The 21,612-nt window shown below is 61.8% G+C and carries 18 protein-coding genes; 6 read left to right on the plus strand and 12 right to left on the minus strand.

Going from position 1 to position 21,612, the window contains the following annotated elements:
- Positions 1–275: 275 nt before the first annotated feature.
- The gene (locus tag IB262_RS04700) at positions 276–1,643 is read right to left on the minus strand and encodes a PleD family two-component system response regulator (protein WP_034795354.1); all 1,368 of its coding nucleotides are present in this window, start codon (positions 1,641–1,643) and stop codon (positions 276–278) included.
- A gap of 17 nt (positions 1,644–1,660) precedes the next feature.
- On the minus strand, positions 1,661–2,032 hold the full coding sequence (locus IB262_RS04705) for a response regulator (protein WP_003537642.1): 372 nt from the start codon (positions 2,030–2,032) through the stop codon (positions 1,661–1,663).
- Between the two features lie 156 nt (positions 2,033–2,188).
- Between IB262_RS04705 and IB262_RS04710 the strand changes: the two genes are divergently transcribed.
- From IB262_RS04710 to IB262_RS04725, 4 genes are all read left to right on the plus strand, one after another.
- Positions 2,189–2,458 (plus strand): DUF3572 domain-containing protein, encoded by a 270-nt coding sequence (locus IB262_RS04710; protein WP_034795349.1) that lies wholly within the window; start codon positions 2,189–2,191, stop codon positions 2,456–2,458.
- 2 nt (positions 2,459–2,460) lie between these two features.
- Entirely contained in the window at positions 2,461–3,102 is a 642-nt protein-coding gene (locus IB262_RS04715; protein ID WP_089045728.1) for a hypothetical protein, read from the plus strand.
- Positions 3,103–3,269: 167 nt separating this feature from the next.
- Positions 3,270–4,562 (plus strand): DNA polymerase IV, encoded by a 1,293-nt coding sequence (locus tag IB262_RS04720; RefSeq protein WP_112976613.1) that lies wholly within the window; start codon positions 3,270–3,272, stop codon positions 4,560–4,562.
- Between the two features lie 139 nt (positions 4,563–4,701).
- Positions 4,702–5,931, plus strand: coding sequence for a L,D-transpeptidase family protein (locus IB262_RS04725; RefSeq protein ID WP_112976614.1), 1,230 nt, complete (start codon positions 4,702–4,704; stop codon positions 5,929–5,931).
- A 109-nt stretch (positions 5,932–6,040) separates the two neighbouring features.
- Here IB262_RS04725 and dnaE read toward each other — a convergent pair whose 3' ends face one another.
- The gene (dnaE, locus tag IB262_RS04730) at positions 6,041–9,538 is read right to left on the minus strand and encodes a DNA polymerase III subunit alpha (RefSeq protein WP_112976615.1); all 3,498 of its coding nucleotides are present in this window, start codon (positions 9,536–9,538) and stop codon (positions 6,041–6,043) included.
- A 417-nt stretch (positions 9,539–9,955) separates the two neighbouring features.
- Between dnaE and IB262_RS04735 the strand changes: the two genes are divergently transcribed.
- Both IB262_RS04735 and IB262_RS04740 read left to right on the plus strand, forming a co-directional pair.
- Positions 9,956–10,525, plus strand: coding sequence for a hypothetical protein (locus tag IB262_RS04735; protein WP_112976619.1), 570 nt, complete (start codon positions 9,956–9,958; stop codon positions 10,523–10,525).
- 83 nt (positions 10,526–10,608) lie between these two features.
- The gene (locus IB262_RS04740; RefSeq protein ID WP_060522201.1) at positions 10,609–11,076 is read left to right on the plus strand and encodes a DUF5680 domain-containing protein; all 468 of its coding nucleotides are present in this window, start codon (positions 10,609–10,611) and stop codon (positions 11,074–11,076) included.
- Positions 11,077–11,244: 168 nt separating this feature from the next.
- Here IB262_RS04740 and IB262_RS04745 read toward each other — a convergent pair whose 3' ends face one another.
- From IB262_RS04745 to nuoN, 9 genes are all read right to left on the minus strand, one after another.
- On the minus strand, positions 11,245–12,555 hold the full coding sequence (locus tag IB262_RS04745; protein WP_192356870.1) for a lipoprotein-releasing ABC transporter permease subunit: 1,311 nt from the start codon (positions 12,553–12,555) through the stop codon (positions 11,245–11,247).
- A gap of 168 nt (positions 12,556–12,723) precedes the next feature.
- A complete protein-coding gene (locus IB262_RS04750; RefSeq protein WP_034786709.1) occupies positions 12,724–13,410 on the minus strand; it encodes an ABC transporter ATP-binding protein in 687 nt (228 codons plus the stop codon).
- 16 nt (positions 13,411–13,426) lie between these two features.
- A complete protein-coding gene (locus tag IB262_RS04755; RefSeq protein ID WP_064816985.1) occupies positions 13,427–14,737 on the minus strand; it encodes a lipoprotein-releasing ABC transporter permease subunit in 1,311 nt (436 codons plus the stop codon).
- A gap of 19 nt (positions 14,738–14,756) precedes the next feature.
- On the minus strand, positions 14,757–16,085 hold the full coding sequence (proS, locus tag IB262_RS04760; protein ID WP_034803555.1) for a proline--tRNA ligase: 1,329 nt from the start codon (positions 16,083–16,085) through the stop codon (positions 14,757–14,759).
- Between the two features lie 748 nt (positions 16,086–16,833).
- Positions 16,834–17,103 carry a DUF1467 family protein gene (locus tag IB262_RS04765; RefSeq protein ID WP_034803557.1) on the minus strand — a complete coding sequence of 90 codons (270 nt, stop codon included), beginning with the start codon at positions 17,101–17,103 and terminating at the stop codon, positions 16,834–16,836.
- A 130-nt stretch (positions 17,104–17,233) separates the two neighbouring features.
- Positions 17,234–17,638, minus strand: a complete 405-nt coding sequence (gene mce / locus IB262_RS04770; protein ID WP_034803559.1) for a methylmalonyl-CoA epimerase — start codon at positions 17,636–17,638, stop codon at positions 17,234–17,236.
- 57 nt (positions 17,639–17,695) lie between these two features.
- Positions 17,696–19,363, minus strand: a complete 1,668-nt coding sequence (locus tag IB262_RS04775; RefSeq protein ID WP_060580866.1) for a ribonuclease J — start codon at positions 19,361–19,363, stop codon at positions 17,696–17,698.
- Between the two features lie 25 nt (positions 19,364–19,388).
- Complete coding sequence (locus IB262_RS04780) at positions 19,389–20,153, minus strand: biotin--[acetyl-CoA-carboxylase] ligase (RefSeq protein WP_162727209.1); 765 nt, start codon at positions 20,151–20,153, stop codon at positions 19,389–19,391.
- Positions 20,153–21,595, minus strand: a complete 1,443-nt coding sequence (gene nuoN, locus IB262_RS04785; RefSeq protein WP_034803562.1) for an NADH-quinone oxidoreductase subunit NuoN — start codon at positions 21,593–21,595, stop codon at positions 20,153–20,155. Before nuoN ends, IB262_RS04780 begins: the two co-directional genes overlap by 1 nt.
- Positions 21,596–21,612 lie beyond the last annotated feature (17 nt).

Genomic DNA, 21,612 nt, shown 5'->3' on the forward strand with positions numbered 1-21,612 from the left:
AACGAATATCGCAGAAGGCTGAATGCCCCCTCTTTCATGAGCATCACCTGAAAATAAAAAAAAATCAACGAATTCTTAATGCGCGGAGCGGTGCCGCTCGGCGCATGGTTAATTCTGTATCAGACCTGGACAGGCACACTGCATGATCTCTGCTGCCACCCAAACTCCCCGGTAGCAACAGGTGACGCGAGAATACAACTTTGAATGCAGGCCGCAAGAGGCGGGCAAAGAAATTCCCTGGGGTGCTTTGAGGCCAGAAACGCAGGAGGCGCGGCTCAGGCGGCGGCTGCCACCACCCGATTTCGGCCTTCGTGCTTGGCCTGATAGAGCGCCATATCGGCGCGCTTCAGCAGCGCTTCGGCCGTGTCGCTGCCGGGCCTGAGCGTGGCAATCCCCATGGACGCGGTGACCTTCAGGGGGCCGTCCGCCTGCGGGATCGCAAATGGCAGGCTTTCGATGATCGTGCGCAGACGCTCGGCGACACCGGCCGCCATTTCGGCTGACGTATCCGGCATCACCACGATGAACTCTTCACCGCCGAACCGGCAGGCAAGGTCGGCACCCCGCACCGTCGTGCGGATGCGATTGGCGAATTCCCGCAAGACTTCGTCGCCAACGTCATGGCCGTAGGTGTCGTTAACCTGCTTGAAGCGGTCGATATCGGTCATGCAGATGGACAGCGGCCGACCGCGCGCAGCAGCCCGATCCATCAGCAGTTTCAGGTGCGTGTCGAAATAGCGCCGGTTATGCAGCCCGGTGAGGCCGTCGGTGACGGCAAGCTCGATGGTTTGCTGCACGCTCGACCGCAGCCTGTCATTGCAGTGCTTGCGCCGGATCTGGGTCATCGACCGGGCAATCAGTTCATTGGGATCGACCGGCCGCATCAGATAGTCCGTCACGCCCAGATCGAGCGCGCGGACGACCAACTCGTCGCTGCCCTGCTCGGCGATCAGCAGGATAGGGATGAAACGGGTGCGCTCCAGCGAACGCAACTGCGAGCAGAGCCGCAACGGATCGTAGTCGTCGAAATTCGCATTGACGATGACGAGGTCGAAATTGTTCTCCGCCGCCTCGAACAATGCCGCCTGCGGATCGGAGATGACCGAGACCTCGGCAATCGGCTTGAGGGCGCGCTGCAGCCGCTCCTGCGACGAGCCGCGGCCATCGACGAGCAGGACGTTGCCGGGCTCGTCAGGCCGGTCCGCCCGGCCAACATCTTCAAGCCCGATCGTCTGCGCCGTCTGGGCCCGCAGGCGCAGCTCATCGCTGACGTTCTTCAGCCGCACCAGGCTCTTCACCCGCGACATCAGCTGCAGATCGTTGACGGGCTTCGTCAGGAAATCGTCGGCGCCGGCCTTCAGACCTCGCACGCGATCAGAAGGCTGGTCAAGCGCGGTGACCATGACAACCGGGATATGTGCCGTCTTCGGGTTCGCCTTCAGCCGCTCGCAGACTTCGAAACCATCGAGACCGGGCATCATGATATCGAGCAGCACCAGGTCGATGGGCGTCTTTTCGCAGAGCGCCAGGGCGGCATAACCGTCACTGGCCGTCAGCACGTCGAAGTACTCGGCAAGCAACCGGGCTTCGAGCAGCTTCACATTGGCCGGAACGTCATCGACAACAAGAATACGCGCAGTCATATCAATTTTCCCGCCGCTCAGGCATCGCCCAGGTAGGTTTTGATCGTCTCAATGAACTTCGGTACGGAGATCGGCTTGGAGACATAGGCTTCGCACCCGCCTTGGCGGATCCGCTCCTCGTCGCCCTTCATCGCAAAGGCGGTCACGGCGATGACCGGGATGACGTGCAGCTCATCGTCTTCCTTCAACCACTTCGTCACTTCCAGACCGGAAACCTCCGGCAGCTGAATGTCCATGAGAATGAGATCGGGCCGATGCTTGCGCGCGAGCTCGAGCGCCTCCATGCCGTTGCGAGTCTGGATCGTCGCATAGCCGGAGGCCTCAATCAGGTCGCGGAAGAGCTTCATGTTCAGCTCGTTGTCCTCAACAATCATCACCTGTTTGGGCATGTCGATCCCTTGCTGTCCATCGTCACCTTGCAAGTCTCCTCAGGACAATTAACGTGCGGAGCCGACGACTCGACCCATTTCCTCAACGTCAGAGATAGGCCTATTTGGTTGAAAAATAGGTAACTCCGCACGTAAAAACCATACGGGGACAAACCATTGAAGAGCGCCGACGAAATCGCCATCGACATTCTCTCCTGGCTTGCCGGCGAGCCTGAGCTTCTGTCCCGCTTTCTGGCGCTGACCGGCACGGACCCAACGGCGTTGCGCAACGCGATTGCCGAACCCGGCTTCATGGGCGGGCTCGTCGCCTTTCTGATGGACCATGAGCCGACCCTGATGGCATTCTGCACGGCGACCGGTACGGCGCCTGAAGACGTCGTGCGCGCCCATATGGCACTTTCCGGCCACGCAGGCTTCGAGGATTGAGGGTGGCAAACGCGCCGACAGCTCACAGCATCACGCTTGGAAACCGCCCGCTGATCGTCAGCGACATCGATGATGTCGTGCTTGAATTCATCAATCCGTTCAAAGCGTTCCTTGGGAGCTGCGGCCATGTCCTGCTGCCCCGATCGTTTCGCCTGACCGGCAACATCATCACCCACGCGGACGAGCAGCCGGTGACGGAGCCAGAGGTCAAGATCCTGCTCGACACCTTCTACGGCTCGCAGGATCGTTGGCAAACGCCCGCCGCCAAGGTCGTCGAGACCCTGGCCGCATTGTCGGAGGAAGCCGATATCGTCTTTCTGACTGCGATGCCGCCGCAGCACGCCGCCGTTCGTCGCGCTCTTCTTGACCGGCTCGGCCTGCCCTATCCGCTGCTTGCGTCCGAAGAGCCGAAGGGGCCGATCGTCCAAAAACTTCACGGCAGCCGTACCGTCCCCCTCGTCTTCATCGACGACATGCTTCGCAACCTGCGATCGGTGAAGGATCACGCGCCGACCTGCCTGCCGATAAACCTCATGGCCGACTCGGAGTTCAAGGCGCTCGCGCCGAAGCTCGACGCCGACATCCGCGCCGTCGCAGACTGGCCGGAGGCAGCCGCAGCCATTCGCGCGCACTTCCGCGGCTAGCCCGGATCGGCTGTCCGTCGGCGCAAATTCAGCCGCGCCGGCGCTGCGAAAGACGCGCACGGTGATCCTTTTCAACGGCGACAATTGCATTGTGATTTCCAATCGCGCCTCCTTGAGACTCGCTAGAGTAGAGCTTAAGGTCGCAATGTTCAATATTTGTTCCCGATATGCTCGACAGCGCTGCTCACTCTCCAGGCTTCTGCCGCGACTGCCTCAAGGAACAGGCGGCGTCGGTGCGGCGCTGCCTTGCCTGCGGCAGCCCGCGCATTCTGCGGCATGCGGAGCTCTATGACCTGACGCTGGCGCACATCGACTGCGACGCCTTCTATGCCTCGATCGAGAAGCGCGACAACCCGGAGCTTGCGGACAAGCCGGTGATCATCGGCGGCGGCAAGCGCGGCGTGGTCTCCACCGCCTGCTACGTCGCCCGCATTCACGGCGTGCGCTCGGCCATGCCGATGTTCAAGGCGCTGGAAGCCTGCCCCCAGGCCATCGTCATCAAGCCCAATATGGAGAAATACGCCCGCGTCGGCCGCGAGGTGCGCACGCTGATGCAGGAACTGACCCCGCTGGTGCAGCCGCTGTCGATCGACGAAGCCTTCCTCGAACTCAGCGGCACGGAGCGGCTGCATCACGATCCGCCGGCACGCACGCTCGCGCGGCTCGCCCGCCGGATCGAGCAGGAAATCGGCATCACCGTCTCGGTCGGCCTCTCCTACTGCAAGTTTCTCGCCAAGGTGGCGTCCGACCTGCAAAAACCGCGCGGCTTTTCCGTCATCGGCCAAGCCGAGGCGCTGGAGTTCCTGCGCGAGAAGCCGGTGACCCTGATCTGGGGCGTCGGCAAGGCCTTTGCCGCCACGCTGGAGCGTGACGGCGTGCGCACGATCGGGCAATTGCAGACCATGGAGGAAGGCGACCTGATGCGGCGCTATGGCACCATGGGGCAGCGGCTCTTTCGCCTATCGCGCGGGCTCGACGAAAGAGCGGTCGAAATCGACGGCGAAGCCAAGAGCGTTTCCGCAGAGACGACGTTCAACGAGGATATCGCGCGCTATGACGACCTGGTCACGCATCTGCGGCGCCTCAGCGAGCAAGTGGCCCACCGGCTGCGAAAGTCGGAACTCGCCGGCCAGACGGTCGTTCTCAAGCTCAAAACCGCCGACTTCAAGATCCGCACCCGCAACCGGCGCCTGGATAGCCCTACCCGCCTTGCCGACCGCATTTTCCGCATCGGCCTGCAACTTCTCGAAAAAGAGGCGGACGGAACGAAGTATCGGCTGATCGGCATCGGCGTCAGCGATCTCTCCGCCCCGGATCTCGCCGATCCGCCCGATCTCGTCGATCCCGCGGCCACCAGGCGCGCTGCGGCCGAGGACGCGATCAACAAGCTGCGCGACAAATTCGGCAAGGCGAGCGTCGAAACCGGCTACACTTTCGGCACCAGAAAACGCGATCCGTGAGACCGCAAGCGTGCTTGCCCGAGCAGGCACGCTTCGCAAAGCGATCACGCAACCTTGATCGACAGCCCACACAGCAGGATGAATTCCTTAAAGATTGAAGGCTAGGTTTGTTCGCCAAGTCACGTGTTGGGTTGAGTGTATGGTATCGCGTTTCGCTCTCACCGCCAGCGTCGTCGCACTGCTTTTGTCGCCGGCTACCGGCTTTGCAGGCAGTCGCGGGCCGCTGCAGATCATCGTCTCGAAAGATCAGCAATCGCTCGTCGTCTATGACGGCGACGCTGTCATTGCGACATCACCGGTCTCGACCGGCAAGGCGGGCCACGCGACGCCATCGGGCATCTTTTCTATCCTGGAAAAGCGGCGTCATCACAAATCGAACATCTATTCGAACGCTCCGATGCCGTTCATGCAGCGGCTCACCTGGTCGGGCATTGCTCTGCATGGCTCCAACCATGTGCCGGACTATCCGGCGTCCCATGGCTGCGTGCGGTTGCCGAGCGAATTTGCTGCCTCGCTCTACAAGTTGACCGAGCGCGGCGTGCACGTGCTGATCTCCGACCGGCAGATAACGCCCTTGGAGGTCAAGAGCGCCCTACTCTTCCGCCCGGCCCCGATCGATCTCCAGCCGCCGCTTTCCGACGTGCCGCTCAGACCGGCGATCAGCCAGGCCGGCGATGCGCCGGTGGAAGTGGCGATGCGGGAGCCGCCCGGCGGCGCCAATTCGGCGCGATCCACCGAGGAGCCGATCCGTATCCTGATCACCCGCAGCGATACCCGCGACACCATGCGCGAGGTTCAGACGTCCCTGGATTTCCTCGGCTACGCGCCGGGCGCGATCGACGGCCATGCCGGGCCGGCGACGATTGCGGCCCTGCGTGCCTTCCAGGCAAGCGAAGGCATCGACGGCGACGGCAAGCTGACACCGGACCTGACCGACCGGCTCCTGCGCAAGGCCGGACGTACGCCGCCGCAAAACGGCAAGATCCTCGTGCGGCAAGGGTTCAAGCCGCTCTTTGAAGCCGGGCTTACGATCGACAAGCCGGAAGAGGCGCTCGGAACGCATTTCCTCCAGTTCCGGCACAATGAAGATGAAGGTGCCGAAGGCAAATGGTTCGGCGTCTCGCTCGAGGACCACCTGCCCGCCTCGACGAAGAAGCGGCTCGGCATCTCCACGGAGGCCGATCCCTTCGCCTATAACGGCATCCAGCGCACGCTGGCGCGCATGACGATCTCCGACGATGTGCGCAGGCGCGTGGAAGCGTTGCTCGCCGAGGGCTCGTCGCTCTCGATTGCCGATGTGGAAAGCGGGTTGGAGACCGGTCAGGGCACCGACTTCATCACCATTACTCGGACGCGTCCCGGCGACTGATCCGCCAGACCGGCAGACAAGCATCCGGCCAGCGTCCCGCCGCGGGTCGATAGGTTCCAAGCCGGCTCAATCGCCGCTCCACTGCAATTCAGCGGAGCCCCGCCTCGGATTACACCAGTTCGACGTCGATGACGCCCGGCGCCGAGCGCAATGCTGCAGCGATCTCCGGCGAAATCCGGAACTTCTCGTTCAGTTCAACCTCGATCTCGCGCTGGCCATTGTCCTTGATGACGACGAAGGAGACGAGCCCGTCGCCCTTCGTGTTGAGGTGCGAGGCGATCGACTTCAGCGGTCCGGAATCGCGCACATAGACGCGCAGCGCCTTCTGCAGTTGCAGCGATTCTTCTTCGAGCGAACGCAGCGTCTGGATGCGCAGGCCGATGCCTTCCGGCCGCTCTTCCGCAGCCACGGTCATGACCAGTGATTTGCCGGGCTCGAGCAGGTCTCGATACTGGTGCAGCATCTCGGAGAACAGTACCGCCTCGAACTGGCCGGAGGAATCCGAGAAGGCAATGATGCCCATCTTGTTGCCGGTGCGCGTCTTGCGCTCCTGCTTCGAGGTTACGGTTCCGGCGAGCCTTCCGGCCGTCGCCCCCTTCTTCACAGCGCCTGCGAAATCACCGAAGGTCTGCACGCGCATCTTGGCGAGCAGCGCATTGTAGGTGTCGAGCGGATGGGCAGACAGATAGAAGCCCAGAACCTGGAATTCGCGGTGCAGCTTTTCCGAGGCAAGCCACGGCGTGTAGGTCGGAAGCGCAATGCGCTCCGGCCCGGTGGCCGCCCCTGCGCCGAACATGTCGCTCTGCCCGCTCGTCTTGTTTTCCTGAGCCCGCTGGGCAAACCCGAGAACACGATCGAGCCCGCCGACCAGCTCCGCTCGGTCGTAGCCGAAGCAATCGAAGGCGCCGGCGGCAATCAGGCTTTCAAAGACACGACGGTTGAGCAGCTTGGGGTCGATCCGGAGGCAGAAGTCTTCGAGGCTTGCGAAGGCCTTGTCGCCACGAACCTCGACGATGTGCTCGACCGCTGACTCGCCCACGCCCTTGATCGCTGCAAGCGAGTAATAGATGCGGCTTTCGCCCGTCTGGAAGTGCCGGAACGAGGTCTGTACCGAGGGGGCTATCACCTCGATGCCCAGACGCTTGGCATCCTGGCGGAAGTCGTTGACCTTTTCGGTGTTGGACATGTCGAGCGTCATCGACGCCGCCAGGAACTCCACCGGATAGTGCGCCTTCATGTAGGCGGTCTGATAGGACACGATGGCGTAGGCTGCCGCGTGCGACTTGTTGAAGCCGTAGTTGGCGAACTTGGCGAGGAGGTCGAAAATGAGGTCGGCCTGCGGCTTCGACACCTCGTTCTTGACGGCGCCGTCGACGAAACGGGCGCGCTGCTTGTCCATCTCCTCCTTGATCTTCTTACCCATGGCGCGGCGCAGAAGGTCGGCCTCGCCCAGCGAGTAGCCAGAAAGCACCTGGGCGATCTGCATCACCTGCTCCTGGTAAACGATAACGCCCTGCGTTTCCTTGAGCAGGTGGTCGATCTTCGGATGGATCGACTCGACCTCTTCCTCGCCATGCTTACGGGCGTTATAGACCGGGATGTTCTCCATCGGGCCCGGGCGATAGAGCGCCACGAGTGCGATGATGTCCTCGATGCAGTCGGGCCGCATGCCGATCAGCGCCTTGCGCATGCCGGCACTTTCCACCTGGAACACGCCGACCGTTTCGCCGCGCGACAGCATCTCGTAGGTCTTCAGATCATCGAGCGGGATGCTCGCGAGATCGACCTCGATGCCGCGCTGCTTGACGAAATCGACCGCGACCTTCAACACCGTCAGCGTCTTCAGGCCGAGGAAGTCGAACTTGACGAGACCGGCCTGCTCGACCCACTTCATGTTGAACTGGGTGACCGGCATGTCGGAGCGCGGATCGCGATACATCGGCACCAGCTGCGACAACGGCCGGTCGCCGATCACGATACCGGCGGCGTGGGTCGAGGCGTGGCGGTAAAGGCCTTCGATCTTCTGGGCGATATCGAGAAGGCGGGCGACCACCGGCTCCTTCTCGGCCTCTTCCTGCAGGCGCGGCTCCTCCTCGATCGCCTTGGAAAGCGGCGTCGGGTTGGCGGGGTTGTTGGGCACCAGCTTGCAGATCTTGTCGACCTGACCATAGGGCATTTCGAGCACGCGACCGACGTCTCGCAAGGCGGCACGGGCCTGCAGCGAACCGAAGGTGATGATCTGCGCCACCTGTTCGCGACCGTACTTGCGCTGCACGTAGCGGATCACCTCTTCGCGCCGGTCCTGGCAGAAGTCGATGTCGAAGTCGGGCATCGAGACGCGCTCGGGATTGAGGAAGCGTTCGAACAGCAGCGAGAAGCGCATCGGATCGACGTCGGTGATCGTCAGCGCATAGGCGACGAGCGAGCCGGCGCCCGAGCCGCGACCCGGCCCGACGGGGATGTCGTGCTGCTTGGCCCATTTGATGAAGTCGGCAACGATCAGGAAGTAGCCGGGGAACTTCATGCGCTCGATGACGCTCAATTCGAAGGCCAGGCGCTCGCGGTATTCCTCTTGGGTGTAGCCGGGCGCCATACCCAGTCTCGCGAGACGGTCTTCGAGGCCCTCCTCCGCCTGGCGACGCAGTTCGTCCGACTCGGCGCGCTCGGCCTCCTCCGGATCCGCCGTCGCGCCGGTAAAGCGCGGCAGGATCGGCCCACGGGTCTTCAGCATGAAGGAGCAGCGCCGGGCGATCTCGATCGTGTTTTCCAGTGCCTCGGGCAGATCGGCAAACAGCGCCGCCATTTCTTTGCGGCTCTTCAGATAGTGGTCCGGTGTCAGGCGGAACCGGCTGTCGTCCGACACCATGGCGTTGTGCGCTACCGCCATCAGGGCGTCATGCGCCTCATAGTCGGAGGGCGACGGGAAGAAGGCTTCGTTGGTGGCGACAAGCGGAATATCGAACTTGTAGGCAAGCTCGATCATCCGGCTCTCGTGCCGCCGGTCATGGCCACCGTGGCGCTGCAGCTCGATATAGAGCCGATCGCCAAAGAGATCATGCAAGGCTTCGAGACGCGCTTCGGCGAGCGCCGTGGAGCCCGCCTTCATGGCGATATCCACCGGGCCACCGGACGCGCCGGTCAGCGCAATCAAGCCCTCGGTGCCGCATTCGGCAAGCCAGGAGCGCGTAATGCGCGTCGCCTGGCTGCCCTCGCCGCTCAGATAGGCACGGCTGACGAGATCGACGAGGCGCGTATAGCCGTCATCGGTGGCGGCGATGAGCACGATCGATGGCAGCTTGGCGAGCTGATGCCCGTGGCCGCGCCGATCCCCCTCGGTCTCGTCCTCCATGTCGATCGACAGCTGGCAGCCGGTGATCGGCTGCAGCCCGTCACCGGCTGCCTTCTGCGAGAATTCGAGGGCTGCGAAGAGATTGTTGGTGTCGGCGATCCCGATCGCCGGCTGGTTATCGGCGACCGCCTTGCCGACGACCTTCTTCAGCGGCAGAGCGCCTTCGAGCAAGGAGAAGGCAGAGTGGACGCGCAGATGCACGAATTGCGGATCCGTGCCGAGCGCCTCACTCGATGCTGCCTTGCTGTCGTCTGCCATTGTCGCACCCTGATTCCTGTCCAGTCGGAAGGATATCCCGTTTATCGCCCGTCATGTCCAGATTCCCCTGGCATGTCGTCCCCTTATTCAACGGGGATGAGACGCTTTGCGGAGGTGCTTGAGAGAAGATGTTGACGCCCGCCTTCAGAGGCCGAGCGCAATGAAAGAGATGCTTGCGATGAACAGGCTCATCGACGCGAAGGCGGCGAGGTCACGAACAAAATCAGTCATAACATGGCTCCTTTTCCGTTATGTTTTTACTTTGTTCCATTTTTGTTCACGCGTCAAGCAGTGCACAGGCATTCTGTTCACGATGGTTAACATCGCGCCCGAATGCAGGTTAACTGATGACGAAGCCGCTTGAGGAAAGCGCGGCGCCCGCATATCAAGAGGAACGACCACGCGGAGCGCTCCGACATGCTTGCACGCCTGATTCTCCCCTTGCTGATCCTGCTTCCGACCACCGTCTCCGCAGCAGAGACGATAGACCCCGCCCGCATCGTCTCGGCGGCGACCGGCGACTGGAACAAGGACGGGAGCCAGGATCTCGCGTTCATCGTACGACCCGCCCAAGGCAGCGACGAGGACAACGGCATCTATCTCTACCTCACCGGCGACAACGGCGCGCTGGCATTAAAGTCGGCCATTCCGAACAAGGTCTGGGGTCAGTTTGAACTCGTCGGCCAAGCGCCGTCGATCGAGGCGCTGCCGAGCGGCTCGTTGCTCATCACCAGTCAGAACGATGCCATCGGGCGCGACCGCTGGGAACAGAAGCTGACGGTCGCCTATCGCAACTTCGACTTCGTCGTGGCGGGCTACACCTACTCGTCCTACGATACGCTCGATCCGGACAACACCGCGCAGTGCGACCTCAACGTGCTGACGGGCAAGGGCAAATCGAACGACAAGCCAATCACCGCGAAAGGCGAGCTCATCCTTCTCAAGGACTGGAGCGACGATCGCGGGCAGACGGCGTGCGGTCTGTAATAACCGGGTTATTGTTCTCTATTTGTTCTTTACAACTTCAGCGGATCGCGACATCCTCCGGCGCGAACGTATGAGGAACAATCATGGCCGCGCTCGAAGCACTCAGAGAATTCATCGTTGAAGCCAAATCAAAAACCTATGTCGGCGGCGGCGGGCAGCGACCGTCGTCACGCCCGGGTTCCCACGACATCGGCTACGAGCGGGATAGCTGGCGCTACCTCGACAGCTATTTCGGCGGGACCGATTTCGCAGGCCAGGAGACCGTGTGGCAGAATGACGAGCCGCACTGGGCGATGAACTACTTCGGCCGGATCATTCGTCCTGACCTCATAAACGGCGAAAAGGCAGGCGTCGTCATCAGGGCGGCGCTTCAGGCGATGTACCGCGACAAGCGGCATTTCCTCGGCGGCACGGAGTTCCGGCACGCCCATGGCTACTACATCGACAACAGCCGCGGCGACACCGCACATTTTTCCGGGCATGAGGTCATCTTCGTCGACGGCGAGGAAGCCTACGAGCTCGACTATCGCGGCGGTCTGATCAGGCGTTGAGGGCAAGGCCCGCAGCAAGTGACGCAAGAGCGCGCAGCGGTTCGCGAATCTGAAGGATCGCGGCGCGCTTTGGACGCCAAACGCCGCGGATCGCCGGCGAAGCTGGTAATCGCTGTGTCAGACGCACGCATTCATTCAAGAAACGACGTTGCAAGTCACAGCGTGGGGTCAATCGTAACGCAAGGCTTGCACCGGATCGAGGCGCGAGGCGCGCCAGGCCGGAAAGATCGTGGCGAGGAAGGAAAGGGTCAGCGCCATGACGACGACGAGTGCGGTCTCGTCGGCGTTCATATCGGCCGGGAGCTGGTTGAGGAAATAAAGCTCAGGGCTGAATATCGTCGTTCCCGAGATCCAGGAAAAGAACTGCCGGATGGATTCGATGTTGAGGCAGACGGCGACGCCGAGCGCCACGCCCGCGACCGTTCCGGCGACGCCGATTGCAGCCCCCGTCATGAAGAAGATGCGCATGACAGAGCCCGAGGTCGCGCCCATGGTCCGCAGGATTGCGATGTCGCTGCCCTTGTCCTTCACCAACATGATCAGGCCGGAGATGATGTTGAGTGCCGCGACCAGCACGATCAGCGACAGGATCATGAACATCACGTTGCTCTGGACCTCGAGCGTCGAGAAGAAAGTCTTGTTGCGGTCGCGCCAGTCGGTGATGAAGATCTGCCGTCCGGCCGCATCCTCGATCGGCTGGCGCAATTCCTCAACGACATCAGGATGCTCGACGAAGATCTCGATCGACTGGACCAGTCCCTCGGCGTTAAAGAAGAGCTGCGCTTCTTCAAGCGGCATGAAGATGATCGTCGCGTCATACTCCGACATCCCGATCTCGTAGATTGCCGAGACGGTATATGCTTTCACACGCGGGTTCATGCCGAGCGGCGTCACGTCGCCGTTGGGCGAGGTCAGCGTGATGGTACCGCCGACCGTTATGCCAAGCTGTTCGGCCATGCGCGAGCCGATCGCGACACCGGAGCCGGAGGCAAAGCCGACGAGATCGCCGGACTGGATGTGGCCGGAAACCGACTTCATCTTGCTCAAGTCGTCGGCGCGGATACCGCGCACCAGCGCACCGGTCGAGCTGTCACCGACCCCTTGCGCCAGGACCTGGCCTTCGACCATCGGGATCGCCATGGTGACGCCCTTGACGCCCGAAAATTTGGTCGCCAGTTCCGGATAATTGTTGAGCGGACCGTCGATCGGCTGGACGATCATGTGGCCGTTGATGCCGAGAATGCGGGAGATGAGCTCGGTGCGAAAGCCGTTCATCACCGCCATGACGATGATCAGCGTCGCCACGCCGAGCATGATGCCGATGAAGGAGAAGCCGGCGATGACAGAGATGAAGGCTTCCTTGCGTCTGGAGCGAAGGTAGCGCCACGCCACCATACGCTCGAAGGCGGAAAAGGGTCGGCTGGAGGACTTTTCAGGCCGCTCTGCGGCCTGCACCCGATCTTCGGTCACGGCGGTCATCCTGCCTTCCCTCGCCTCATCACTTCGTTGCGACCAGCTTGTCGATCACCGCTTCGACGGTCATCGAGGGCAGTCTAGATTCACGTCGAGAAACTTGTACGTGCGCCAGCGAAAGGCAGGCTGACGTGGCGGCGTCCGAGTGGTCGTCGCGTCCGCCCTCCGGCACACTCACTTCATCTCGACGACCTTGCCGTCTTCGATCGTCACCCGCCGATCCATCAGTCCGGCGAGCTCGTGATTGTGCGTCGCGATCAATGCCGCGAGGCCCGACTGCCGTGCCAGCGCTTCCAGCGCCTCGAAGACATAACCGGCGGTCTCCGGATCGAGATTGCCTGTCGGTTCGTCGGCAAGGAGAACGAGCGGCGCGTTGGCAACGGCGCGCGCAATCGCAACGCGCTGCTGCTCGCCGCCGGAAAGTTCCGCCGGGCGGTGATCGGCGCGGTGGCCGATGCGCATATAGTCGAGCAACGCCCCAGCCCGCTCCGCGGCTTCCGCCTTGGGCAGACCGGCGATCAACTGCGGCATCATGATGTTTTCGAGCGCCGAGAACTCAGGCAACAGGTGGTGGAACTGGTAGACGAAACCGATCTCGTTGCGACGGATCGCCGTGCGCCGATCGTCATTGAGCCCGCCGCAGGACACCCCGTTGACCAGCACCTCGCCGCTATCGGGGCGTTCCAGCAGACCCGCCACATGCAGCAGCGTCGATTTTCCGGTCCCTGACGGCGCGACCAGCGCCACGGTCTCGCCGCTTCTCAGCGTGAAGTCAGCACCCTTGAGGATGGAAAGGAACGTCTCGCCTTCCCCATAGTGTCGTTCGACGCCGGAAAGCTGCAGTGCCACGCGCGCATTCATTGAGGTGATGTCCTTGTCATTCGTAACGCAGGGCCTGCACCGGATCGAGGCGCGAGGCGCGCCAGGCCGGAAAGATCGTGGCGAGGAAGGATAGGGTCAGCGCCATGACGATGACGAGCGCCGTCTCGTCGGCATTCATGTCGGCCGGAAGCTGGCTGAGGAAATAAAGCTCTGGGCTAAACAGCGTTGTTCCGGAGATCCAGGAGAAGAACTGTCGGATGGATTCGATGTTGAGGCAGACGACGACGCCGAGCGCCACGCCCGCGACCGTTCCGGCGACGCCGATTGCAGCCCCCGTCATGAAGAAGATGCGCATGACAGAGCCCGAGGTCGCGCCCATGGTCCTTAAGATCGCGATGTCGCTGCCCTTGTCCTTCACCAGCATGATCAGGCCGGAGATGATGTTGAGCGCCGCGACCAGCACGATTAGCGTCAGGATCATGAACATTACGTTGCGCTCCACCTGGAGCGCGGAGAAGAAGGTCTTGTTGCGGTCGCGCCAGTCGGTGATGAAGATCTGCCGTCCGGCCGCGTCCTCGATCGGCTGGCGCAACTCCTCAACGACATCTGGATGTTCGACGAAGATCTCGATCGACTGAACCAGTCCCTCGGCGTTGAAGAACAGCTGCGCCTCTTCAAGCGGCATGAAGATGATTGTTGAATCATATTCCGACATGCCGATCTCGTAGATCGCCGAGACGGTATAAGCCTTCACACGGGGGTTCATGCCGAGCGGTGTCACGTCGCCGTTGGGCGAGGTCAGCGTAATCGTTCCGCCGACCGTTATGCCAAGCTGCTCGGCCATACGCGAACCGATGGCGACGCCAGAGCCGGAGGCAAAGCCGACGAGATCGCCGGACTGGATGTGGTCAGAAACCGACTTCATCTTGCTCAAGTCGTCGGCGCGGATACCGCGCACCAGCGCACCGGTCGAGCTGTCACCGACCCCTTGCGCCAGGACCTGGCCTTCGACCATCGGGATCGCCATGGTGACGCCCTTGACGCCCGAAAATTTGGTCGCCAGTTCCGGATAATTGTTGAGCGGACCGTCGATCGGCTGGACGATCATGTGGCCGTTGATGCCGAGGATGCGGGAGATGAGCTCGGTGCGGAAGCCGTTCATCACCGCCATGACGATGATCAGCGTCGCCACGCCGAGCATGATGCCGATGAAGGAGAAGCCGGCGATGACAGAGATGAAGGCTTCCTTGCGTCTGGAGCGCAGGTAGCGCCACGCCACCATACGCTCGAAGGCGGAAAAGGGTCGGCTGGAGGACTTTTCAGGCCGCTCTGCGGCCTGCACCTGATTTTCAGTCACGGCGGTCATCCTGCCTTCCCTCGCCTCGTCACTTCGTTGCGATCAGCTTGTTGATCGCCGCTTCGACGGTCATCGTCTCGCGCTCGCCGGTCTTGCGGTCCTTGACCTCGACTTCGCCATTGGCGATCGAACGCGGTCCGACGATGATCTGGACCGGAACGCCGATCAGATCAGCCGTCGCGAACTTCGCACCAGCGCGGTCGTCCCTGTCGTCGAGCAGCGCCTCGAATCCAGCCTTGCCGAGTTCAGAATAGAGCGTCTCGCAGGCGCCGTCGCAAGCGGCATCGCCCGCTTTCATGTTGATGATGACGCCATCGAACGGCGCGATCGACTTCGGCCAGATGATGCCGTTGTCGTCATGCGAGGCTTCGATGATCGCCGGCACCAGACGGGTCGGGCCGATGCCATAGGAGCCCATGTGCACTGCATGCTCCTTGCCGTCGGGGCCGAGAACCTTGGCGCCCATGGCTTCGGAGTACTTGGTGCCGAAATAGAAGATGTGGCCGACTTCGATGCCGCGGGCCGACAGTCGGTCGCCCTCGGCAACCGCGTTGAAGGCTGCCTCGTCGTGCATTTCCGACGTCGCCGCATAACGCGAGGTCCACTTGTCGAAGATCGTCTTCAGGCCGGCAACGTCATCGAAATTCGTGTCTTCGCCCGGAATATCGAAGCCGAGGAAATCCTTATGGCAGAAGACTTCGGACTCGCCGGTATCGGCAAGAATGATGAATTCGTGGCTGAGATTGCCGCCGATCGGGCCGGTATCGGCGCGCATCGGAATGGCGCGAAGGCCCATGCGCGCGAAGGTGCGCAAGTAAGCGGCAAACATCCGGTTATAGGCGTGTTCGGCCCCTTCCCGATCGAGATCGAAGGAATAGGCGTCCTTCATCAGGAATTCGCGCGAGCGCATGGTGCCGAAGCGCGGACGGATCTCGTCACGGAACTTCAGCTGGATGTGGTAGAGATTGAGCGGCAGGTCGCGGTAGGACTTCACGTAGGAACGGAAGACGTCCGTGATCATTTCCTCGTTCGTCGGACCGTAGAGCATCGGCCGGTCCTGCCGGTCCTTGATGCGCAGCATTTCCTTGCCGTAGGCGTCGTAGCGACCGCTTTCCTGCCACAGCTCGGCAGACTGGAGGGTCGGCATCAGAAGCTCGATCGCGCCGGAGCGGTTCTGCTCCTCGCGGATGACCGCGTTGACCTTGTCGAGAACCCGCTTGCCCAGTGGCAGCCAGGTATAGATGCCCGAAGACTGCTGCCGGACCATGCCCGTGCGCAGCATGAGGCGGTGGGAAACGATTTCCGCTTCCTTGGGATTTTCCTTCAGGATGGGCATAAAAAAGCGGGACAGGCGCATGACGGGTTCCAGAACTTGATGAACGTCGCACTATCGGCGGATTCGGGCGAAATGACGTTGAGCGAGATGCCGGATTCACCTTTTGATTGGTAAAGGCGACCGCTGCTTCTCGGGTCGGGCTCTCCATTTTCCATCACCGGCAAAGCCGGCAGGAACCTTTAGGAGCCTTGCGTTCATAGCTGCTTCGCTGGCGGAAGAAAACCCTGCTCTCCGTTGTCACGGACAGAGAAAGCATCCACGGATTTTCAGGGGGAACTCGACGCCGCTCCTGCGTCAAAAGAGCACGCTAGTAACAAGATTACGACAGTAATTGTCAACGGGAATATTTTACCCGACTGTAGCAAAAATGCAAAAAAACAGGATGACAGAGCCCAATGTTTGGGCTAGTTTCGGCTCACAAAACAGGCATGAAGACTAAATTCTTGCCGACTTTCGCGGTCAAGTCTTGGGAGGATAAGATCTTAGGCGCGCTTCGTCGCTGCCGCCGGAAACGGATTAAAGATCACGCGAAACTTGAAAAACAAGGCTTTTAGCCTTGTTTTTTTTTGCTTTTCAGCAAGCGACAGACGCGCGAAGCACCTTGCAAAATTGAACTATGTCAATTTCGCGACGGTCAATCCTGCAATTGCCCGGGTTTTGCCCGCGGGCATGCGCGCAGGCTCCGTCAAGGCACAGATGTGCCCATCAAATTGCACAGAACATGTCGCATTGAGAGCGACCGGCTCACACGGCGGCCGCGATGAACTTATCAATCAAATTTTGGGTAGAAACGCGGAATGGAATCTATGCCGTAGCCGAGCCTGACGGACAGGATATACCAGGCAAGTTGAATGACGGCCGCAATCACCGTCGTCAAAAGCACGACACGCTTGGCGTTGAACTTCGCCGGGGCGCTCTCGACACTCCCCGGAACGACGCTGTTTTCTTCAGCCTGAGTGCGCACGCCGAGGGGCAGCACGGCAAAGAGCGTGATCCACCAGATGATGAAGTAGATGGCAAAGGTCGAAAAAAGCGGCATTTCAAGCTCCCGGTGAAGGCGATCGGCAAGACAGCGAGCAACCCGCGTTTCGCCGCGACTTCCGCGACATTCCGTCCGCCTTATAGCGCTGACCGCCCGATCGCACAAACCGGCATCGCGCGATCTACTGTCACACCTCCTCGAGTTCGATCAGCGTACCCTGAAAATCCTTGGGATGCAGGAAGAGCACCGGCTTGCCATGGGCGCCGATCTTCGGCTCGCCATCGCCCAACACTCGCGCTCCGGCGGCGCGCAACGCGTCGCGCGCCGACAGGATGTTCTCTACCTCGTAGCAGATGTGATGCATCCCGCCCGAAGGATTCTTCGCCAGGAAAGCGGCAATCGGTGAGCCCTCGCCGAGCGGCTCCAGCAGCTCGACCTTGGTGTTTGCAAGCGTGACGAACACGACGGTGACGCCGTGTTCGGGCAAAGCCTGTGGCTCGGTGACGGAGGCGCCGAGCGTCGAGCGATAGCTTTCGGCGGCGGAGTGAAGATCCGGCACTGCGATGGCGATGTGGTTCACTCTTCCAAGCATTGCGATCTCCCGCTTTGACGTCCGGTTCCGCTTACATGGTCACGGGCAACCGGCCAATCAGACTTTGGTGACAAACACCGTGACGATCGGCTTCTTGCCCCAGATCTGGTTGGCGGTGCTGCGCACGGCGCGGCGGACCGCCTCCTGCAGCATTGCCAGATCCTTGCGCTTTGCCCGCGGAATGCTCTCGACGGCGCCAAGAATGGCGTCATAGAGCGTGTCCTCCATGTCCTCGCCCTCGTCGTCGAACTCCGGCAAGCCGATCGCGACGATATCCGGGTCGCCCAGGAAATCGTAGCGGCTGTCGAGAACGACGTTGACGGCGACATGGCCGGCGAAGGAGAGCTTGCGGCGTTCGCCGATGCCCATCTCCTCGAAATCGCCGATGAGGCTGCCGTCCTTGTAGATGCGGCCATGGGGCGCTTCGTCGATCACTTCGGCGGGACCTGGCGCAAGACGCAGCATTTCGCCGTTCCTGAGACGCGGAACGCTGGCGATGCCGGACTGCCGGCCCAGTTCGCCATGCGCCGTCAGATGCGCCGCCTCGCCATGAACAGGTACGAGGATCTGCGGCCGCAGCCACTGGTACATCTGCTGCAGCTCGGTGCGACGCGGGTGGCCGGATACGTGCACCAGCGCCTCGCTGTCGGTGATGATGTGGATGCCCTGTTCCACCAGGCCGTTCTTGATGTCGTTGATCGCCTTTTCGTTGCCCGGGATCGTGCGTGAGGAAAACACGACCGTGTCGCCAGCCGAGAAGGCGACATTTCGCATCTCGTCACGGGCGATCTTGGCAAGGGCTGCCCGCGGCTCGCCCTGGCTGCCAGTCAGGATGACCACGACCTTGTCGCGCGGCACGTAGCCGAACTCGTCTTCGGCGAGGAAAGGTTTGATGCCTTCCATCAGCCCAAGATCCGTAGCGACGGCGACGACCCGCTTCATCGAACTGCCGAGCAGAAGCACATCCCTGCCGGCCTCTTCCGCCGCTTCGGCGATCGAGCGGATGCGCCCGACATTCGAGGAGAACGTCGTGATCGCCACCCGACCCTCAGCGTTGGCGATAATCTTCGTCAGGCTTTCGGAAACCTCCTGCTCCGACGGCGAAACGCCGTCGCGCATCGCATTGGTGGAATCGCAGACGAGCGCAAGCACACCTTCATCGCCGATCTGGCGGAAGCGTGTCTCGTCGGTCAACGGTCCGAGCGACGGGTGAAGGTCGATCTTCCAGTCGCCGGTATGAACCACGGTGCCGACCGGCGTGCGAATGATCAGCGACATCGGCTCGGGGATCGAGTGGTTGACGCCGACGGCCTCAATCTCGAAGGGGCCGACATTGATACGGTCGCCCTGCTTGAAGATCGTGATGGGGATCTCGCCCCGGCTCTTCTCGAAGTCCCGCTTGGCTTCGAGCATGCCTGCCGTGAACGGCGAGGCATAGACCGGCACATTGAGACCGGGCCACAGGTCGTTCAGACCGCCATAGTGGTCCTCGTGCGCATGGGTGATGATGATCGCCTTGAGATTGCGGCGCTCTTCGGCGAGAAAGCCGATATCGGGGAGCACGAGGTCGACCCCCGGGAGCTCTGGCCCCGGGAACGTCACACCGCAATCGACCATGATCCACTGGCGGCTGCCCGGCCGTCCGTAGCCGTACAGGCCAAGATTCATGCCGATTTCGCCGACGCCGCCGAGCGGCAAGAACACCAATTCTTCTTCTTGCGCCATGTCGTGTTGCGCCCCTGTTCCAAATTTATCCGAAAAATACGTCGCCGGCGGCAATCGCCTGCGTCATGCCGTTGCCGGTGTCGAGCACCAGCCGTCCGGCCTCATCAATACCGGCAAAGCGCCCTGAAAGCGACCGGTCCGGCAGGTTCACGGTTATCGTTTCACCGATGCCGCGGGCTGCTGCCCGCCATTGTTCGATCGTCGTGGCGATACCGGCGCCCCGATCCCAAACCTGCAGGGTCTCCGCCATCGTCAGGAACAGGCGCGCAAACAGTTCGTCGGGCGAAACCGACGCACCTTCGTTGGCCAGCGACGTCACGGGATAGAGCCCTTCATCCGGCTGGACCGCGATGTTGATGCCGCAACCGATGACCAGCGCCCGGCGCCCGTCCGGGAGGCTTTCGCCTTCAAGCAGGATACCGCAGGTCTTCTTGCCGTCGATCAGGATGTCGTTCGGCCACTTGATCTCCACCGGCGCCGAACCCGGCGGCATCACCTGGCGGATCGCCCTGTGAACGGCGACGGCGACAGCAAGCGGCAAAGAGTGCAGGTGCTCGACCGGTGCCGGCTCGATGAGGAGAAGCGAAGCGTAGAGATTGCCCGGTTCGGAGAACCATGCCCGGCCGCGACGTCCGCGCCCGCCGGTCTGCCTGATGGCCGTGACCCAGAGATTGCCCGGGTCACCCTGGCGCGCACGCGCCAGGCATTCACTGTTGGTCGACCCGACCGCATCGAGAGCGACGTGCCGGAAATCGTCGAGCGAGATCCGGCCGCCACTTTCAAAGGCGATCAAAAGAAGGTCCGCGCCGCGACTTCAGCGGCGTTTCCGAGCGGGCCGCCGATGAGCACGTATCCGAGAACGAACAGGCCCGAGAGACCGAACACCAGCCGCAGTTCGCCGGCGGTGCGGGCGAACTCGCCCTTGGCATCGTCGAACCACATCACCTTGATGACGCGCAGGTAGTAGTAGGCGCCGACGACGGATGCGAGGACGCCGATGATGGCGAGCGCATAGAGCTGGGCTTCGATGGCCGCCATGAAGACGAAGTACTTCCCGAAGAAGCCTGCCATTGGCGGGATGCCGGCGAGCGAGAACATCAGGACGGTCAGCACCGTCGCCATGAAGGGGTTGGTCTGCGAGAGACCGGCGAGATCGTCGACGTTCTCGACGTTTTCGCCTTCCTTGCGGCGCATCGCCAGGATGCAGGCGAAGGTGCCAAGCGTCATGACCATGTAGATGAGCATGTAGAGCAGCACGCCACGAACACCAGCCATGGAGCCGGCGGCAAGGCCGACCAGCGCGTAGCCCATGTGGCCGATCGAGGAATAGGCCATCAGGCGCTTGATGTTCTTCTGGCCGATCGCCGCGAAGGCACCGAGCAGCATCGATGCGATCGAGATGAAGACGATGATCTGCTGCCAGTCAGCAACGACAGGCTCGAAGGCATTGATGACGATGCGAACGAGGATCGCCATGGCGGCGACCTTCGGTGCCGCCGCGAAGAAGGCGGTGACCGGCGTTGGCGCGCCTTCATAAACGTCAGGCGTCCACATGTGGAACGGCACGGCCGAGATCTTGAAAGCGAGGCCGGCGAGTACGAAGACCAGACCGAAGATCAGGCCGAGCGAGCGGCCTTCAGCCGTCAGCGCAGCCGCGATCTGGGTAAAGCCGGTGTGGCCGGTGAAGCCGTAGATCAGCGACATGCCGTAAAGCAGCATGCCCGAAGAAAGCGCACCGAGGACGAAGTACTTCAGGCCGGCTTCCGTCGAGCGGATGCTGTCGCGGTTGATGGCAGCGACGACATAAAGGGCCAGCGACTGCAGTTCCAGCGACAGGTAGAGCGAGATCAGGTCGTTGGCCGAGATCATCAAGAGCATGCCGAGCGTTGCCAGCACCAGAAGCACTGGGAACTCGAAACGGTCAATCTGGGCGGAGCGCGCATGGCCGACCGTCATCACCAGGGCGGTGATGGAGCCGATCAGGGCCAGAACCTTCATGAACTTGGCGAAGGGATCCGACAGGAAGGCGCCGCCATAGGCTTCGCCTTCACCGGTCTTAAGCACGAGCCAGAGGCCAGCGATGATCAGGAGGGCAACCGCAAGACCGGTGACCGTCGACGCCGACTTCTCGCCGGAAAACACGCCAATCATCAGCAACGCCATCGCGCCGACCGCGAGGATCAGCTCGGGGATCGAGAGTTGCAGGCTTGCAAGGAGGGTTTCAGCAGTCATGTCCAATCACGTCCTGT

Origin of the sequence: Ensifer sp. ENS02 (genome assembly GCF_014851885.1) — a bacterium.
Taxonomy (GTDB): domain Bacteria; phylum Pseudomonadota; class Alphaproteobacteria; order Rhizobiales; family Rhizobiaceae; genus Ensifer; species Ensifer adhaerens.

Coding starts and splice junctions, on each gene's coding strand:
- mce (WP_034803559.1), bottom strand. CDS start 17,638: ATGCTTGGAAGAGTGAACCACATCGCCATCGCAGTGCCGGATCTTCAC.
- IB262_RS04700 (WP_034795354.1), bottom strand. CDS start 1,643: ATGACTGCGCGTATTCTTGTTGTCGATGACGTTCCGGCCAATGTGAAG.
- IB262_RS04720 (WP_112976613.1), top strand. CDS start 3,270: ATGCTCGACAGCGCTGCTCACTCTCCAGGCTTCTGCCGCGACTGCCTC.
- IB262_RS04775 (WP_060580866.1), bottom strand. CDS start 19,363: ATGGCGCAAGAAGAAGAATTGGTGTTCTTGCCGCTCGGCGGCGTCGGC.
- IB262_RS04765 (WP_034803557.1), bottom strand. CDS start 17,103: ATGCCGCTTTTTTCGACCTTTGCCATCTACTTCATCATCTGGTGGATC.
- IB262_RS04705 (WP_003537642.1), bottom strand. CDS start 2,032: ATGCCCAAACAGGTGATGATTGTTGAGGACAACGAGCTGAACATGAAG.
- IB262_RS04740 (WP_060522201.1), top strand. CDS start 10,609: ATGGCCGCGCTCGAAGCACTCAGAGAATTCATCGTTGAAGCCAAATCA.
- IB262_RS04745 (WP_192356870.1), bottom strand. CDS start 12,555: ATGACCGCCGTGACCGAAGATCGGGTGCAGGCCGCAGAGCGGCCTGAA.
- IB262_RS04750 (WP_034786709.1), bottom strand. CDS start 13,410: ATGAATGCGCGCGTGGCACTGCAGCTTTCCGGCGTCGAACGACACTAT.
- IB262_RS04755 (WP_064816985.1), bottom strand. CDS start 14,737: ATGACCGCCGTGACTGAAAATCAGGTGCAGGCCGCAGAGCGGCCTGAA.
- IB262_RS04725 (WP_112976614.1), top strand. CDS start 4,702: ATGGTATCGCGTTTCGCTCTCACCGCCAGCGTCGTCGCACTGCTTTTG.
- dnaE (WP_112976615.1), bottom strand. CDS start 9,538: ATGGCAGACGACAGCAAGGCAGCATCGAGTGAGGCGCTCGGCACGGAT.
- IB262_RS04735 (WP_112976619.1), top strand. CDS start 9,956: ATGCTTGCACGCCTGATTCTCCCCTTGCTGATCCTGCTTCCGACCACC.
- nuoN (WP_034803562.1), bottom strand. CDS start 21,595: ATGACTGCTGAAACCCTCCTTGCAAGCCTGCAACTCTCGATCCCCGAG.
- proS (WP_034803555.1), bottom strand. CDS start 16,085: ATGCGCCTGTCCCGCTTTTTTATGCCCATCCTGAAGGAAAATCCCAAG.